This window comes from Enterobacter sp. BRE11, assembly GCF_031844285.1.
Taxonomy (GTDB): Bacteria; Pseudomonadota; Gammaproteobacteria; order Enterobacterales; family Enterobacteriaceae; genus Pantoea.
In genome coordinates, this window is sequence record NZ_JAUZUX010000010.1 from 14,458 (window position 1) to 30,665 (window position 16,208).

Here is a 16,208-nt window from a genome sequence, read left to right on the forward strand (position 1 = left end):
TCTCTCTTTTCCCTTTGGTTGACGCAAAGCTGGCTTTGCAACAATCTGACTTTGTTATTGATATATCGCCAAATAGTAAAATTAAGCGGAGGAAATTTCCTAAATGCCTTCTACAGTTAAAAGTAAGCCGTGAGTCTTAGTACGAGCAGAGTGACCATAAGAAGTGTGTACCCCGATAACAATACATCAGGTTGGCATAAGGGTTGCTGTACTCAATGAGAATATCTTCCGGGAGCTGCATGAGCCTTTAATTACGCTCCTTTACCTGTGCTAAAAACGAAAGGACGGGCATCGCTATGAATATATTCGATCACTATCGTCAGCGTTATGAAGCTGCCAAGGACGAAGAGTTCACACTGCAGGAATTTCTTGCAATCTGTAAGCAGGATCGCAGTGCATACGCCAACGCCGCAGAGCGACTATTAATGGCTATAGGTGAGCCAGTAATGGTCGACACTGCCCAGGAGCCACGCCTTTCCAGAATATTCTCCAACCGTGTGATTGGCCGCTATCCAGCCTTCGAAGAGTTCTATGGCATGGAAGAAGCTATAGAACAGATCGTTTCCTATCTGAAGCATGCCGCGCAGGGTCTGGAGGAGAGAAAACAGATCCTGTACCTGCTGGGGCCGGTCGGTGGCGGTAAATCCTCGCTGGCGGAGCGTCTGAAAGCGCTAATGCAGCGCGTGCCTATCTATGTGTTAAGCGCCGATGGCGAACGCAGCCCGGTCAACGATCATCCGCTCTGCCTGTTCAATCCGCAGGAAGACGCCAACATTCTTGAAAAAGAGTACAACGTGCCGCGTCGCTACCTCGGCACCATCATGTCGCCCTGGGCGGCGAAACGCCTGCATGAATTTGGGGGCGATATTACTCGCTTCAAAGTGGTCAAAGTCTGGCCGTCGATTCTTGAGCAGCTGGCGATCGCCAAAACCGAGCCTGGCGACGAGAACAACCAGGACATCTCCGCGCTGGTGGGTAAAGTCGATATCCGCAAGCTGGAGAACCACGCGCAAAACGATCCCGACGCCTACGGTTATTCCGGTGCGCTGTGCCGCGCAAACCAGGGGATTATGGAATTTGTCGAGATGTTTAAAGCGCCGATCAAGGTGCTGCACCCCCTGCTGACCGCGACGCAGGAAGGAAACTACAACGGTACAGAGGGGATCTCTGCGCTGCCGTTTAACGGTATTATCCTGGCGCACTCTAACGAATCGGAATGGGTGACCTTCCGCAACAACAAAAACAACGAGGCGTTTCTTGACCGCGTCTACATCGTCAAGGTGCCTTACTGCCTGCGCGTTTCCGAAGAGATCAAAATCTACGAGAAACTGCTCAACCACAGCGAACTGGCTACCGCGCCCTGCGCGCCCGGCACGCTGGAAACCCTGGCCCGGTTCTCTATCCTGTCGCGCCTGAAAGAGCCGGAAAACTCCAGCATCTATTCAAAAATGCGCGTTTACGACGGCGAGAGCCTGAAGGATACCGATCCGAAAGCGAAATCCTGGCAGGAGTACCACGACTATTCCGGCGTTGACGAGGGCATGAACGGCCTCTCTACCCGCTTCGCGTTTAAAATCCTGTCGCGCGTGTTTAACTTCGATCACAACGAAGTGGCAGCGAACCCGGTGCACCTGTTCTATGTGCTGGAGCAGCAGATCGAGCGCGAGCAGTTCCCGCAGGATCAGTCAGAGAAATATCTGGAGCACCTGAAAGGTTACTTGATCCCGAAATACGCCGAGTTTATTGGCAAAGAAATCCAGACCGCCTATCTGGAGTCCTACTCTGAATATGGCCAAAACATTTTTGACCGCTATGTGACCTACGCCGATTTCTGGATTCAGGATCAGGAGTATCGCGATCCTGATACCGGACAGTTGTTCGACCGTGAGTCGCTGAATGCGGAGCTGGAAAAGATTGAGAAACCGGCTGGGATCAGCAATCCGAAGGATTTCCGCAACGAGATTGTGAACTTCGTGCTGCGCGCCCGCGCGCAGAATAATGGCCGCAATCCTAACTGGACCAGCTACGAGAAGCTGCGCACCGTTATCGAGAAGAAAATGTTCTCGAACACCGAGGAGCTGCTGCCGGTTATCTCGTTCAATACCAAAACCTCCACGGATGAACAGAAGAAACATGACGATTTCGTCGAGCGCATGATGGAGAAAGGCTATACCCGCAAGCAGGTGCGTCTGCTGTGCGAATGGTATCTGCGCGTGCGTAAATCGTCCTAATCACAACGCGTAAGCACGTTGATGCGCTGGCATTAATACCCATAAGGTCGGGCCACTGCCCGACCTGCTTACAACGTTTGGGGGAGTTTTATGGCCTACTTCATCGATCGGCGACTTAATGGCAAGAATAAAAGCGCAGTCAACAGACAGCGCTTTTTGCGCCGTTATAAATCGCAAATCAAACAGTCTATCTCGGAGGCCATCAATAAGCGTTCGGTAACCGACGTTGAAAGTGGCGAGTCCGTTTCCATTCCCGTCGACGATATTAATGAACCGATTTTTCATCAGGGCCGAGGCGGCAGCCGCCATCGCGTCCACCCCGGCAACGACCACTTTGTGCAGAACGACCGTGTCGAACGGCCTCAGGGCGGCGGCGGTGGCGGTGGCGGCGGTCAGGGCAACGCCAGTCAGGATGGCGAGGGTCAGGATGAGTTCGTTTTCCAGATCTCCAAAGATGAGTATCTCGACCTGCTGTTCGAAGATCTGGCGCTGCCGAATCTGCGGAAAAATCAGCATCGTCAGCTGAATGAATATAAAACGCATCGCGCCGGTTTTACCTCTAACGGCGTGCCCGCCAATATCAGCGTGGTACGGTCGCTGCAAAATTCGCTGGCAAGACGCACCGCGATGACCGCAGGCAAGCGCCGTATGATGCATGAGCTGGAAGAGGCGCTGACGGCGATTGAGAAAGCGGAGCCGGCGCAGCTGCTGGAAGAGGAGCGCCTGCGTAAAGAGATCGCTGAACTGCGCGCGCGCATCGAGCGCGTGCCCTTTATCGACACTTTTGACCTGCGCTATAAGAACTTCGAAAAACGCCCTGAGCCCTCCAGCCAGGCGGTGATGTTCTGCCTGATGGATGTCTCCGGCTCAATGGACCAGGCGACGAAGGATATGGCGAAGCGTTTCTATATTCTGCTCTACCTCTTCCTGAGCCGGACCTATAAAAACGTGGACGTGGTCTATATCCGCCACCATACGCAGGCAAAAGAGGTGGATGAGCAGGAGTTCTTCTACTCGCAGGAAACCGGCGGCACCATCGTCTCCAGCGCCCTGAAGCTGATGGATGAGGTGGTCAGGGAGCGCTACGATCCGTCGCAGTGGAATATCTATGCCGCCCAGGCGTCAGACGGCGACAACTGGGCTGACGATTCGCCGCTCTGCCATGAAATTCTGGCGAAGAATATTCTGCCGGTAGTGCGCTACTATAGCTACATTGAGATTACCCGACGTGCGCACCAGACGCTGTGGCGCGAATATGAACATCTGCAGGCGATGTTTGATAATTTTGCCATCCAGCATATCCGCGAGCCGGAAGATATTTATCCTGTATTTCGCGAGCTGTTTCACAAACAGGCAGCGGAAGCCTGATGCTCTGAGCCGGTCGCTGACCGGCTTTTTTTATTTAATCCCGCGAATACCTGCTAAAATACCCGCCATTAATCCTCTTGACGAACAAGCCCTTTTTTTTGCACATTAATAGTGAGTTCAGACAGAAAAATCAATTCGCATAATTAGAGATTGTACGCTGACAACTTACTGATTACGCATCTTCTTTTTCCGATGCACGGCCATTCCCCGCACCAGACTTCTTATCATTGTCGTAACTGCAGGAGAGCACGTTGAACCACAATATTGTCTACAGCCTTTTTATCATCGGTTCTGTGCTGGTTGCGTCAAGCATCTTACTCAGTTCTTTCTCTTCGCGGCTCGGCATCCCTATCCTGGTGATCTTTCTGGCTTTAGGCATGCTGACCGGCGTCGACGGCATCGGCGGCATCGCCTTTGACAATTACCCCGCCGCCTATCTGATCTCCAACCTGGCGCTGGCGGTGATCCTGCTCGACGGCGGGATGCGCACCAAAGCCAGCTCTTTTAAGGTGGCGCTGGGGCCTGCGCTCTCGCTGGCGACGGTCGGGGTGATGATCACCGCCGGGCTGACCGGTCTGGCGGCCGCCTGGCTATTCCGGCTCGATTTGATGCAGGGTTTTCTTATCGGCGCCATTATCGGCTCCACCGACGCTGCGGCGGTCTTCTCACTGCTGGGTGACAAAGGCCTGAACGAGCGCGTCAGCTCGACGCTGGAGATTGAGTCGGGCAGCAACGATCCTATGGCGGTGTTTTTAACTATCACCCTGATTGAGATGATTCAGAAAGGCGAAACCGGCCTCGACTGGATGTTCCTGGTGCATCTGGTGCAGCAGTTCGGTCTGGGCATCGTGCTGGGGCTGGGCGGCGGCTGGGCGCTGCAGCAGCTGATCAACCGCATCAGCCTGGCCACCGGCCTCTACCCGCTGCTGGCGCTGAGCGGCGGCATTCTGGTATTTGCCCTCACTACCATGCTGGAAGGCAGCGGCATTCTCGCGGTTTATCTCTGCGGCTTTCTGCTCGGCAACCGGCCGATTCGTAACCGTCATGGCATTCTGCAGACCTTTGACGGCATGGCCTGGCTCAGCCAGATCGGCATGTTTATCGTGCTTGGCCTGCTGGTGACGCCGTCCGACCTGTGGCATATCGCGGTACCGGCGATGCTCCTGTCGCTGTGGCTGATTCTGGTGGCGCGTCCGCTGTCAATTCTGGTGGGGCTGCTGCCGTTCCGCGGCTTTACCGGCCGCGAGCGCATCTTTATCAGCTGGGTCGGCCTGCGCGGCGCGGTGCCGATTATTCTTGCCGTCTTTCCAATGATGGCGGGGCTGGAGAATGCGTCGCTCTACTTTAATATCGCCTTCTTCGTGGTGCTGGTATCGCTGATGCTGCAGGGCACGTCACTCGGCTTTGCGGCAAAGAAAGCACGCGTTGTGGTGCCGCCTACGGCGTCGCCTGTCAGCCGCGTCGGTCTGGATATCCACCCGGAAAATCCCTGGGAGCAGTTCGTCTATCAGCTCAGCGCCGACAAATGGTGCGTTGGGGCGGCGCTGCGCGATCTGCAGATGCCGCGCGAAACCCGCATCGCCGCGCTGTTCCGCGACAACGTTCTGATGCATCCGAACGCGAATACTCGGCTCAAGGAAGGCGACGTGATCTGCGTTATCGGCCGCGAACGCGATCTGCCGGCATTGGGCAAAATGTTTAGCCAGTCGCCGCCCGTCTCGCTGGATCAGCGCTTTTTCGGCGACTTCATCCTCGACGCCGAGGCGCGCCTGCGCGACGTGGCGCAGATTTACGGGCTGGAGCTGGGCGAAGAGACCAACGACCTGCAGTCCCTTGGCCAGCTGGTCATGAGCATGCTTGGCGGTACGCCGGTAGTCGGCGATCAGGTCGAGTGGAATCACATTACCTGGACGGTGGCGGAAAAAGAAGATAACCGCATCGTTAAAATTGGGGTGCGCGTCGCAGAAGAGCGAGAATAATCTGAGGCGCTGCGGCTCGATATTTTAGCGGAAACGGCTATGCTCATTATTTGGTCCAGCAAACGGGAGAGAGTTATGGGACACGTCGTTAAAATTGGTCGTTATGAGATTATTGATGCCGAACTCGACAGCGATAATCTGCAGACCGTCAGTATTCCCTGTCAAACTAATCCCGGCCTGAGTTATCAGCTCGACGGCTGGGACCATGAGACCAGCGTGCCGGCATGGATTGATGGCGAGCCGGTGGATTTGCAGATTGGACATTATGATAAACAGCAAGACCAGTGGGTGTTAAAAAAACCTGCCTGACCGCACATTTCGCCGCCAGCGATTACGCCTGGCGGTAATTCTGAAAAATCTGCCTGAAAAAGTGGCTTATCTCCCGCCCTTTTCTCACTTTAAATAATCAAATCAATACCTTAAATTTAAAAAACTTTAGGCAAAAAAGCGTTTTTAGGATTTGTTCCGTATTAACTCTGTCAAATATCTCCTGCATACTCTTAATCGCTGCTGCAGATTTTCGTGACAAAAATCACGCAATTGTTTTATCTCTTCACTGCAGCCTGTATGGCTCTAACGACTGTAATGAACTGAAGATAATTGTTCTGGTTTTTCAGTTGTCCACTCCTGAGCGCGTACTTGATTCTGGTCAGGCCATCTTTTACTTAAGAAAAAAGAGAGCAGGTGTTATGGCAAGTACACTGGTAATGAATGATGCGAGCCGCTCATGGAGCGGAACGCGCAAAAATATCATCGCAAAGCTGGCGTTAAGCTTTTCCGATCTGGTTGCCCTTAATCTGGCGCTGTTTTTATCCGCCGCCACTATTCAGGGGATCTGGGGCGACCTGGATGGATTTATTCCGCCTCATCAAATTGAATACCGTTTTATTGCGCAGTTTGCGCTTTCCGTTTTGTGCACCGCTTATTTCTGGATGCGCATGCGTCACTACACCTACCGCAAACCCTTTTGGTTTGAACTGAAAGAAGTGGTGAAAACCCTGTTTGTGTTTTCGCTGCTGGATCTGGCGCTGATCGCCTTTTCCAAGTGGGACTTTTCGCGCATGGTCTGGCTGTTTAGCTGGAGCTACGCGCTGCTGCTGCTGCCGCTGATGCGCGCCGCCGTCAAACGCGCCATTAACCGCGCCGGTCAGTGGCAAAAAGAGACCATTATTATCGGGTCGGGCAAAAACGCCATGGAAGCCTATGCTGCGCTGCAGAGCGAAGAGATCCTCGGCTATAACGTGCAGGCGTTTATCAGCACCGACGACGAAAATCATCCGCCGTCTGTTAACGGCGTGCCCGTTATTAAACAGCAGGACATTAACTGGCAGACCATTGACCGCGACAACGTGCAATTTATCGTCGCTACCGAATTTGAACAGCAGGTCATACGCGACACCTGGCTGAAATTCCTGTCGAAAATGAACTGCCGCTCAATCTCCGTGATCCCGACGCTGCGCGGCGTGCCGCTTTACGGCACCGATATGTCATTTATCTTCAGCCATGAAGTCATGATCCTGCGCGTCAGTAACAGCCTCGCCAAGCGCTCTTCCCGCTTTCTGAAGCGCGGCTTCGATATCGTAGTCGCTTCGCTGCTGCTGCTGTTCCTGGCGCCGGTTTTTGGCCTGCTCTGCTATATGGTAAAACGCGACGGTGGCAACGCCATCTACGGTCATGAACGTATCGGTCAGAACGGCGAGAAGTTTAAATGCCTGAAGTTCCGCTCAATGGTGACCAACTCGAAAGAGGTGCTGGAACAGCTGCTGGCCACCAGCGCTGAGGCACGCGCCGAGTGGGACAAAGACTTTAAGCTGAAAAAGGATCCGCGCATCACCAGCATTGGCGGCTTCCTGCGTAAAACCAGTCTTGATGAGCTGCCGCAGCTGTGGAACGTTATCCGCGGCGAAATGAGCCTGGTGGGCCCGCGTCCGGTAATCGAAGCGGAGCTGGAGCGCTATGCGGGTGACGTTGACTACTATCTGATGGCGAAACCGGGCATGACCGGCCTGTGGCAGGTCAGCGGCCGTAACGATATCGACTACGATACCCGCGTCTACTTCGACTCCTGGTATGTGAAAAACTGGGCGTTGTGGACCGATATCGCCATTCTGTTCAAAACCGCCGGCGTAGTGCTGCGTCGCGACGGCGCCTACTAAACGCGTTCAGGATGCCCGCTTTATGGCGGGCATCCTATTTTCCGCTTTTCTTTTCGTCCTCAACTCATTACCCTTCCCGCTTGTTTTAACAAGACGTTCACCTCTGGTTTTTATGCAAAAATTTACCCTGATGCTGTTAAGCCTGGTGCTGCTGGCGCCGCTGGGCATCGATCTCTATCTGCCAACCCTGCCTGACATCGCCGTCGGCCTGAATACGCCGGTCAGCCTGATCCAGACCACCATTCCCGTCTTCTTGCTGGTAATGGGCTTAGGACAGCTGGTGACCGGCCCACTGGTCGACAACTACGGCCGCAAGCCGATTGCGCTGCTGGGGCTGGCGCTTTACGTGGCGGGCAGCGCAGTGGCGGCGACCGCCACCAGCTGGCCGCTGTTTCTGTCGGCGCGTCTGATTCAGGGCTGCGCAGTCTGCTGTAGCGCCGTTGTCGCCTTTAGCGGGGTGCGCGATCGCCTGAGCGGCGACGATGCGGCGCGCGCCTACGGTTTTCTAAACGGCGCGCTGAATATCGTGCCTGCGCTGGCGCCTTTGCTGGGCGGCCTGCTCGCCAGCGCCTTCGACTGGCGCGCGCCCTTCTGGTTCCTGTGCGCCTACGGCCTGCTTATCGCGGTTATCGTGCTCGTCGGACTACCGGAGACGCGCCCCGCCAATACGCTGCGGGTAAAGGGACTGCCGCTGGCGCAGTATGGCGCTATCCTGCGTCAGCCGCGCTTTCTCGCCTTCGCTTTCGCCAACGCGGGGGCGCTCGGTATGGTGCTGACCTATGTTTCACTGGCGCCGCACGTGCTGATGACGGAAGGCGGCCTGACGCCGCTACAGTTTTCGTTCGCCTTTGGCGCTAACGGCTTCTGGATCATGCTGGTCAGCGCCTTCGTCAATAAAGCGATCCGCAAGGCGGGACGGCCGTTCTGTCTTGCGATGGGCTTCGTCACCATGCTGGCGGGCGCGCTGCTGCTGTTTGCCGGCATGTATCTGCTGCCGCAGGGCGCGCAGAGCCACTGGGCGCTCTATATGCTGCCGGTCGCCGTTTCGGTCGCGGGCCTGGCCTTTACCGTCGGCCCTGCCACCAGCTATGCGCTGGAGCCCTACCAGCAGCAGGCTGGCGTCGCGGCGGCACTGCAGGGGTTTATTCAGATGGCGGGCGGCGCGGCGGGCAGCCTGCTGATTGTTATGCTGCCCGTGGCGGAAAAGAGCGCGCTGGCGCTGATGATGCTGGCGGGCGCAGCGCTGGCGCTCATCGCCTGGCGCTGCAGTAAGAAGATGCGCGGTTCGCTGACCGCGCTTAAATAACCCTGACCGGCACGCGCGGCGCCAGCGCGCACATGAGCTCATAGCCGACCGTGCCGGCTGCTTTCGCCACCTGATCGATTTTCACCTGCTCGCCCCATAGCTCAACCGCGGAACCGATGCCCGCCTGCGGGCATGGCGTCAGGTCGACGGTGATCATATCCATCGAAACCGCACCAACCACCTGGGTCATGACGCCGTCGACGCACACCGGCGTGCCGGTGGGTGCGTGGCGGGGATAGCCATCGGCATAACCACACGCCACCACGCCGATACGCTGCTCCTGCTGCGCACGATAGCGATAGCCGTAGCCTACGCCGTCGCCGCGGCTCAGCTGCTGGACGCCGATGATTTCGCTGTTAAGCGTCATCACCGGCTTCAGGCCGGTGCTGGCGATATCCTGCCAGTCGCCGCTGGGCGACGCGCCGTAAAGAATGATGCCGGGACGCACCCAGTCGTAGTGCGCTTCAGGATGCCAGAGCGTGCAGGCGGAATTGGAGAGCGAACGGGGAATCGCAAGCCCTTCTGCGGCGCGTTCAATGCGCTGCAGCGGCGCGATCAGCCCTTCCGGGTTTTCCGCATCGGCAAAGTGCGCCATCAACGTAATGTCGCCGACGTTTTCCAGCGCACGCAGCTTTTGATACGCGCCGTGCGCCTGCTCAGGCCGGAAGCCGAGGCGGTTCATGCCGCTGTTGACCTTCAGGTAGATATCCACCGGCGCGGAGAGCCGCGCTTCCGCCAGCGCTTTGATTTGCCAGTTGCTGTGCACGCTGGTGGTCAGGCGGTAGCGATCGATCAGCGGCAGATCGTCGGCGTGGAAAAAGCCCTCCAGCAACAGAATCGGTTTACGCCAGCCGCTGTCGCGCAGCAGGATCGCCTCTTCCATATTCAGCAGCGCGAAGCCGTCGGTCTGGGCCAGGCTCTCCCAGACGCGGGCCAGCCCGTGGCCGTAGGCATTGGCTTTGACCACCGACCAGACGCGCGCATCGGGCGCCGCCTGGCGCACTATCGCCAAGTTATGCCGCAGCGCCTGCTGATCGATGGTGGCGAAAACTGGACGTGACATACCTCTCTCCCTGACTGTTAACGCGTGGCGTTCGCGTTGCGTAATGGTGACGATGACGGGGCAAAACCCGGCAGGTAGCGGAACACCGACAGATCGTCGGCGGCGATCGCCGGGGTTTTGCCGCTGATAAGGTCGGCCAGCAGCTGACCGGAGCCGCAGGCCATGGTCCAGCCGAGCGTGCCGTGTCCGGTATTCAGGTAGAGATTGCTGAGCGGCGTCGGTCCGACAATCGGCGTTCCATCTGGCGTCATAGGGCGCAGGCCGCTCCAGAAGCTGGCCTGTTCGATATGACCGCCTTCAGGATAAAGATCCCGCACCACCATCTCCAGCGTTTCCCGCCGCGCAGGTAAGAGTTTGTTGTTAAAACCGACGATTTCCGCCATGCCGCCAACGCGAATGCGGTTGTCGAAGCGGGTAACCGCCACCTTATAGGTTTCGTCGAGAATGGTAGAGACCGGCGCAGCCTCGGAATTTTTCACCGGAATGGTCAGGGAGTAGCCCTTCAGCGGATAGACCGGGATATCGAGGATATGCTTCAGCAGCGCGGTAGAGTAGGAGCCAAAGGCCACCACGTAGCTGTCGCCTTTGATCACTTCGTCGCCGCACTTCACGCCGTAAATGCGGTTGCCTTCGCGCAGCAGCTGGTCGACCGGCGTATTGAAGCGAAACACCACGCCCGCCTCCTGCGCCATTTTCGCCAGTTTTTGCGTAAAGAGCTGGCAGTCGCCGGTTTCATCGTTGGGCAAGCGCAGGCCGCCGGTCAGCTTGTGCTGTGTGGTGGCCAGTGCCGGCTCGACGCGCGCCAGCTCATGGGCGTGCAGGAGTTCGTAAGGCACACCCGCCTCGCGTAGCACCTCGATATCTTTACTGGCGCTGTCAAACTGCTGCTGAGTGCGGAACAGCTGCAGCGTGCCGCCCTGCCGACCTTCATAGGCGATACCGCTCTCTTCGCGCAGCGCCTTCAGGCAGTCGCGGCTGTATTCAGCGATGCGCACCATGCGGCTTTTGTTCTGTTGATAGTGCTGCATGTCGCAGTTGCGCAGCATGTTCCACATCCATTCCAGCTGGAAGCTGCTGCCGTCCAGGCGGATAGCCAGCGGCGCATGACGCTGGAACATCCACTTAACCGCCTTGAGCGGCACGCCAGGGGCGGCCCAGGGCGCCGCATAACCGGGCGAGATCTGCCCCGCGTTGCCTGCGCTGGTCTCCAGCGCAGCGTCGGGCTGGCGATCCAGCACCGTCACCTGATGGCCCGCACGCGCCAGATACCAGGCGCTCGCCACCCCCACTACACCACTACCGAGAATCACTACGTGCATATCGCCCCCACCGGCAAAATCAAAAGCATAATTCACTAGACTACAGGGCAATACCAGCGCATTCACACCTGCCGGTAACAGCCCTTACCTCATTAACTTATTTCACATGTTTTTCACTTTTTCAGACACTAAAATCGTTGGTCAGAGACAAAATCAGTAACTTATGCGCCTTTTTACCGCTTCTCAGCAGTTAATAATAGCGCATGAGGCAATATTCACTTATTTCAGGAGAATAAGCCGACGCCATACAATCCACTTATAAACAGCATTTTATCCCGACTTTTCGCCATTTACGCCGCCGCGCGTTCATCAAATGCTTTTGCGCTCTTTTTCAGATGATTTTGTGCCGAATAATTCAGTTGAGTTCCGCGATCAGATAGGTGACAGTGGACTATCATTGAAGTGTTCGCTCCGTGTTTGGGGTTCTCTTTCTTAGGGATGAGCCTTGAAATTACCGAAACCGGCTGCTCGCAGCGGGCAGGCCTGTTTGCAAAACAGAGGTGCGCTATGACGATAATCTTTGACGATCCGATTAAGGACAGCAAACGACTCAGCGATGGACCGGACTGGACATTCGATTTGCTCGATGTCTACCTTGCGGAAATTGACCGCGTAGCCAAACTCTACCGACTTGACACCTACCCCCATCAGATAGAAGTCATTACTTCTGAGCAGATGATGGACGCCTACTCCAGCGTCGGCATGCCGATCAACTACGCTCACTGGTCGTTCGGCAAAAAGTTTATCGAAACCGAGCAGCGCTATAAGCACGGGCAGCAAGGGCTGGCGTATGAGATTGTGATCAACTCCAATCCCTGTATTGCCTATCTGATGGAAGAGAACACCATGACCATGCAGGCGCTGGTGATGGCGCACGCCTGCTACGGCCACAACTCATTTTTTAAAAATAACTATCTGTTCCGTAGCTGGACCGACGCCAGCTCTATCGTCGACTATCTGCTGTTTGCGAAGAAATATATCTCCGACTGTGAAGAGCGTTACGGCGTCGAAGAGGTCGAACGGCTGCTTGACTCCTGCCATGCGCTGATGAACTACGGCGTCGATCGCTATAAGCGTCCGCAGAAGATCTCTTTACAGGAGGAGAAAGCGCGACAAAAGAGTCGCGAAGAGTATCTGCAAAGCCAGGTAAACACGCTGTGGCGCACCCTGCCGCGCCGCGAGAAAGAGGCGGTGCAGATTGAGGCGGCGCGCTATCCGTCGGAGCCGCAGGAAAACCTGCTCTACTTTATGGAGAAAAACGCGCCGCTGCTGGAGCCGTGGCAGCGTGAGATCCTGCGCATCGTGCGCAAGGTGAGCCAGTATTTCTATCCGCAGAAGCAGACGCAGGTGATGAATGAAGGCTGGGCGACCTTCTGGCACTACACCATCCTCAATCATCTTTATGATGAGGGCAAAGTTTCTGAGCGCTTTATGATCGAGTTTCTTCACAGCCATACCAACGTGGTGTTCCAGCCGGCCTATAACAGCCCCTGGTATAACGGCATCAATCCTTATGCGCTTGGCTTCGCGATGTTCCAGGATATTAAGCGCATCTGTCAGTCGCCGACAGAAGAGGATCGCTACTGGTTCCCCGATATTGCTGGTTCCGACTGGCTGGAGACCCTGCACTTCGCCATGCGCGAATTTAAGGATGAGAGCTTTATCAGCCAGTTCCTGTCGCCCAAGGTGATGCGCGATTTCCGTCTGTTTACCGTGCTGGACGACGACCGCAACAACTATCTTGAGATCGCCGCTATCCATGACGAGGCGGGCTACCGCGCCATTCGCCAGCAGCTCTCGGCGCAGTACAACCTGAGCAATCTGGAACCGAATATTCAGGTCTACAACGTCGACCTGCGCGGCGACCGCTCGCTGACGCTGCGCTACGTGCCGCAAAGCCGCACGCCGCTCGACAAGAGCCGCCGCGAGGTAATGAAGCATGTGCATCGCCTGTGGGGGTTTGATGTGATCCTCGAACAGCAGAATGAAGACGGCAGCGTCGAGCTGCTGGACCGCTGTCCGACGCGCGGCAGTGCGCTGTAAGGAAAAACAATGAAAAAACCGGACAGCGTCCGGTTTTTTTCAGGCCGCACCTCTGTCAGCAAGTGGGTAGCATGAACAGAAGAGCAAAGCGTCCCGCGGCAGGGATGCCGCGGGCCGAGCGCGCAGGAACGCCTTGAGCGACTTTGCGATCTGTTCATGCTACCCGCGACCGCGCCTGACTCACAGGCATAAAAAAACCGGACGCTGTACGGTTTTCCGCTGTTAGCGCTTGCTGCCTAAATCTTCCGGCATGCTTTTCTGCATGCTGTGCCAGATCTCGCCGCTGCGACGGCCATACTCGCGCACCGCATCGACAATCTGATCCTGCGACGGCTCTTTAACGCACAGCGCTTCGAGCCGCGAATAGAAATTGCGCGCCAGCTCGCGCGCTTCGGGGTTAGAAAAGTAGTAGCGCCCTACGCGGGTATAAAGCCCTTTCAGGCCGTTGAGAATCAAACCGTAAATAGGATTGCCGGACGCGAACGCCAGACCGCGAAACACGCGGTAGTCGAGTTCGGTATAGGCATCGGCCTGATCCTCAATGCCGGCGACGCTCTCCAGCACCGCGCGCGCCTTGTCGGGATGGTGACGCAGCGCACGGCTGATAAAGATTGAGGCGATATTGGTGCGCACCGACAGCAGGTTATCGATCAGCACCGGCACGCTATCGTGATCCAGACGCGCCAGCGTCTCCAGAATGTTCAGACCGGAGGTTTCCCAGAAGTCATTTACGCGGGTCGGTTTACCGTGCTGAATCGTCAGCCAGCCGTCGCGCGCCAGACGCTGCAACACTTCTCGTAGCGTGGTGCGGGTTACGCCGATAAGTTCAGAAAGCTCACGTTCAGCGGGAAGGATCGACCCAGGAGGAAAACGGCTGTTCCAGATGCTTTCAATAATATACTCTTCAGCAAATCCCGCAGGGCTCTGCGCCTTAATGACCATAGCGATATGTTCTCGTTGCTTTCTTTGTCAAAATAGCACTCATCATACCAGACGTCCTGGGCGTGTATAGACAGAGCAGGGATTAAAAGCGCGGGCTGCCGCAAAAATCGGCAGCCGCACGCAATCCGGCAAGGGAAGATTGCGCCACGCTGGTTCGCTGATTACCCTTTTCCCATCTTTTTTCACACAGGACATTACGCCATGGAAATCACCTGGGGTCAGGCGCTGCATCGCAACTTTCTCGGACAGTCGCCTGACTGGTACAAAAAGCTGCTGTTGGCGTTTCTGGTCATCAATCCGCTGCTGTTCTTTTTCGTCAGCCCGTTTCTTGCCGGCTGGCTGCTGATTGCCGAATTTATCTTTACGCTCGGCATGGCGCTAAAATGCCACCCGCTGCTGCCCGGCGGCCTGCTGACGCTGGAAGCGATCGCCATCGGCATGGCCAGCGCCGAACAGGTTAAGCAGCAGCTGGCGGATAACCTTGAAGTGCTGCTGCTGCTGATCTTTATGGTCGCCGGCATTTTTTTTATGAAACAGCTGCTGCTGTTCGTCTTTACGCGGCTGCTACTGTCGCTGCGGTCAAAGGTGCTGCTCAGCCTCACCTTCTGCCTGGCGGCCGCGTTTCTCTCCGCCTTTCTTGATGCGCTGACCGTGGTCGCCGTCGTCATCAGCGTCGCTGTCGGCTTCTATCAGATCTACCATCGCGTCTCTTCTGACCCCGGCTACGCCGCAACGGATCCCGATCAGCGCGCTACGCTGGAGCAGTTTCGCGCCTTTCTGCGCAGCCTGATGATGCAGGCGGGCGTCGGTACCGCGCTGGGCGGCGTGATGACCATGGTGGGCGAGCCGCAGAACCTGATCATCGCCCATGCGGCCAGCTGGGATTTCGCCAGCTTCTTCCTGCGCATGGCGCCGGTTACGGTGCCGGTGCTGCTGTGCGGCATTCTCACCAGCCTGCTGGTCGAGCGCTTTCGCCTGTTCGGCTACGGCGCCACGCTGCCGGAAGCGGTACGCGTCATTCTGCTGCAGAGCGATCGCGAGGAGAAAGCGCAGCGCACGCGCCAGGATCGGCTGAAGCTGTGGATCCAGGCGGCGATTGGCCTGTGGCTTATCATTGCGCTGGCGCTGCATCTGGCGGAGGTTGGCCTGATTGGCCTGTCGGTAATCGTGCTCGCCACCGCGCTGTGCGGCGTCACAGACGAGCACACCATCGGCCAGGCTTTCACCGAAGCGCTGCCCTTCACCGCGCTGCTGACGGTGTTTTTCGCCGTGGTGGCGGTGATTGTCGAGCAGCAGCTGTTCAGCCCGCTGATCGCCTTCGTGCTGCAGGCTGAGCCGCAGGCCCAGCTCAGCTGGTATTACATCTTTAACGGCCTGCTCTCATCGATATCTGACAACGTTTTTGTGGGATCGGTGTTTATCAACGAGGCGAAACAGGCGTTTGCGCACGGCGCTATCGATCTGCAGCAATATGAACTGCTGGCGGTGGCGACCAATACCGGCACCAATCTGCCGTCGGTGGCGACGCCTAACGGTCAGGCGGCGTTTCTGTTCCTGCTGACCTCCGCGCTGGCGCCGCTGATCCGTCTCTCATATGGGCGTATGGTGTGGATGGCGCTGCCCTTCACTATCGTGATGTCGCTGGTCGGCTTTGCCTCACTTCACTGGCTGCTGGAGCCGGTCACGACCATTCTGCAGCAGTGGGGATGGATAGCGACGCCGCCGATGTAAATACCTGAACGGGATCAGGTAAAGCCCAAATTGACCAGGATTTTCGCCAGTGCATGGCTGGCACTGCCGC

The 16,208-nt window shown here is 56.7% G+C and carries 11 protein-coding genes; 8 read left to right on the forward strand and 3 right to left on the reverse strand.

Annotation, left to right across the window (positions count from 1 at the left end):
* Nucleotides 1-296 precede the first annotated feature (296 nt).
* From yeaG to Q9R34_RS11845, 6 genes are all read left to right on the forward strand, one after another.
* Entirely contained in the window at nucleotides 297-2,231 is a 1,935-nt protein-coding gene (yeaG, locus tag Q9R34_RS11820; RefSeq protein WP_434123213.1) for a protein kinase YeaG, read from the forward strand.
* Between the two features lie 90 nt (nucleotides 2,232-2,321).
* Entirely contained in the window at nucleotides 2,322-3,599 is a 1,278-nt protein-coding gene (locus Q9R34_RS11825; protein ID WP_434123212.1) for a YeaH/YhbH family protein, read from the forward strand.
* Between the two features lie 251 nt (nucleotides 3,600-3,850).
* Complete coding sequence (locus Q9R34_RS11830; protein WP_434123210.1) at nucleotides 3,851-5,578, forward strand: potassium/proton antiporter; 1,728 nt, start codon at nucleotides 3,851-3,853, stop codon at nucleotides 5,576-5,578.
* A gap of 75 nt (nucleotides 5,579-5,653) precedes the next feature.
* Nucleotides 5,654-5,887 carry a DUF1480 family protein gene (locus tag Q9R34_RS11835; protein ID WP_434123209.1) on the forward strand — a complete coding sequence of 78 codons (234 nt, stop codon included), beginning with the start codon at nucleotides 5,654-5,656 and terminating at the stop codon, nucleotides 5,885-5,887.
* 380 nt (nucleotides 5,888-6,267) lie between these two features.
* Nucleotides 6,268-7,734, forward strand: a complete 1,467-nt coding sequence (gene wbaP, locus Q9R34_RS11840) for an undecaprenyl-phosphate galactose phosphotransferase WbaP (RefSeq protein WP_434123208.1) — start codon at nucleotides 6,268-6,270, stop codon at nucleotides 7,732-7,734.
* Nucleotides 7,735-7,846: 112 nt separating this feature from the next.
* Nucleotides 7,847-9,040 carry a multidrug effflux MFS transporter gene (locus Q9R34_RS11845; protein ID WP_434123206.1) on the forward strand — a complete coding sequence of 398 codons (1,194 nt, stop codon included), beginning with the start codon at nucleotides 7,847-7,849 and terminating at the stop codon, nucleotides 9,038-9,040.
* Here the strand turns inward: Q9R34_RS11845 and dadX are convergent.
* Together dadX and Q9R34_RS11855 are read right to left on the reverse strand one after the other, a co-directional pair.
* A complete protein-coding gene (gene dadX / locus Q9R34_RS11850; protein WP_434123205.1) occupies nucleotides 9,033-10,103 on the reverse strand; it encodes a catabolic alanine racemase DadX in 1,071 nt (356 codons plus the stop codon). The two genes, Q9R34_RS11845 and dadX, sit on opposite strands and share 8 nt — an antisense overlap.
* Nucleotides 10,104-10,120: 17 nt before the next feature.
* Nucleotides 10,121-11,422 carry a D-amino acid dehydrogenase gene (locus Q9R34_RS11855; protein WP_434123203.1) on the reverse strand — a complete coding sequence of 434 codons (1,302 nt, stop codon included), beginning with the start codon at nucleotides 11,420-11,422 and terminating at the stop codon, nucleotides 10,121-10,123.
* A gap of 507 nt (nucleotides 11,423-11,929) precedes the next feature.
* On the opposite strand from Q9R34_RS11855, the gene Q9R34_RS11860 reads away from it, so the two are divergent.
* Complete coding sequence (locus Q9R34_RS11860) at nucleotides 11,930-13,465, forward strand: SpoVR family protein (RefSeq protein WP_485893902.1); 1,536 nt, start codon at nucleotides 11,930-11,932, stop codon at nucleotides 13,463-13,465.
* Nucleotides 13,466-13,687: 222 nt separating this feature from the next.
* Here Q9R34_RS11860 and fadR read toward each other — a convergent pair whose 3' ends face one another.
* Nucleotides 13,688-14,407: a fatty acid metabolism transcriptional regulator FadR gene (gene fadR / locus Q9R34_RS11865; RefSeq protein WP_033746644.1), complete on the reverse strand. Its 720-nt coding sequence runs from the start codon at nucleotides 14,405-14,407 to the stop codon at nucleotides 13,688-13,690.
* A 201-nt stretch (nucleotides 14,408-14,608) separates the two neighbouring features.
* Between fadR and nhaB the strand changes: the two genes are divergently transcribed.
* Nucleotides 14,609-16,138, forward strand: coding sequence for a sodium/proton antiporter NhaB (gene nhaB / locus Q9R34_RS11870; protein ID WP_485893905.1), 1,530 nt, complete (start codon nucleotides 14,609-14,611; stop codon nucleotides 16,136-16,138).
* The last annotated feature ends 70 nt before the right edge of the window (nucleotides 16,139-16,208 follow it).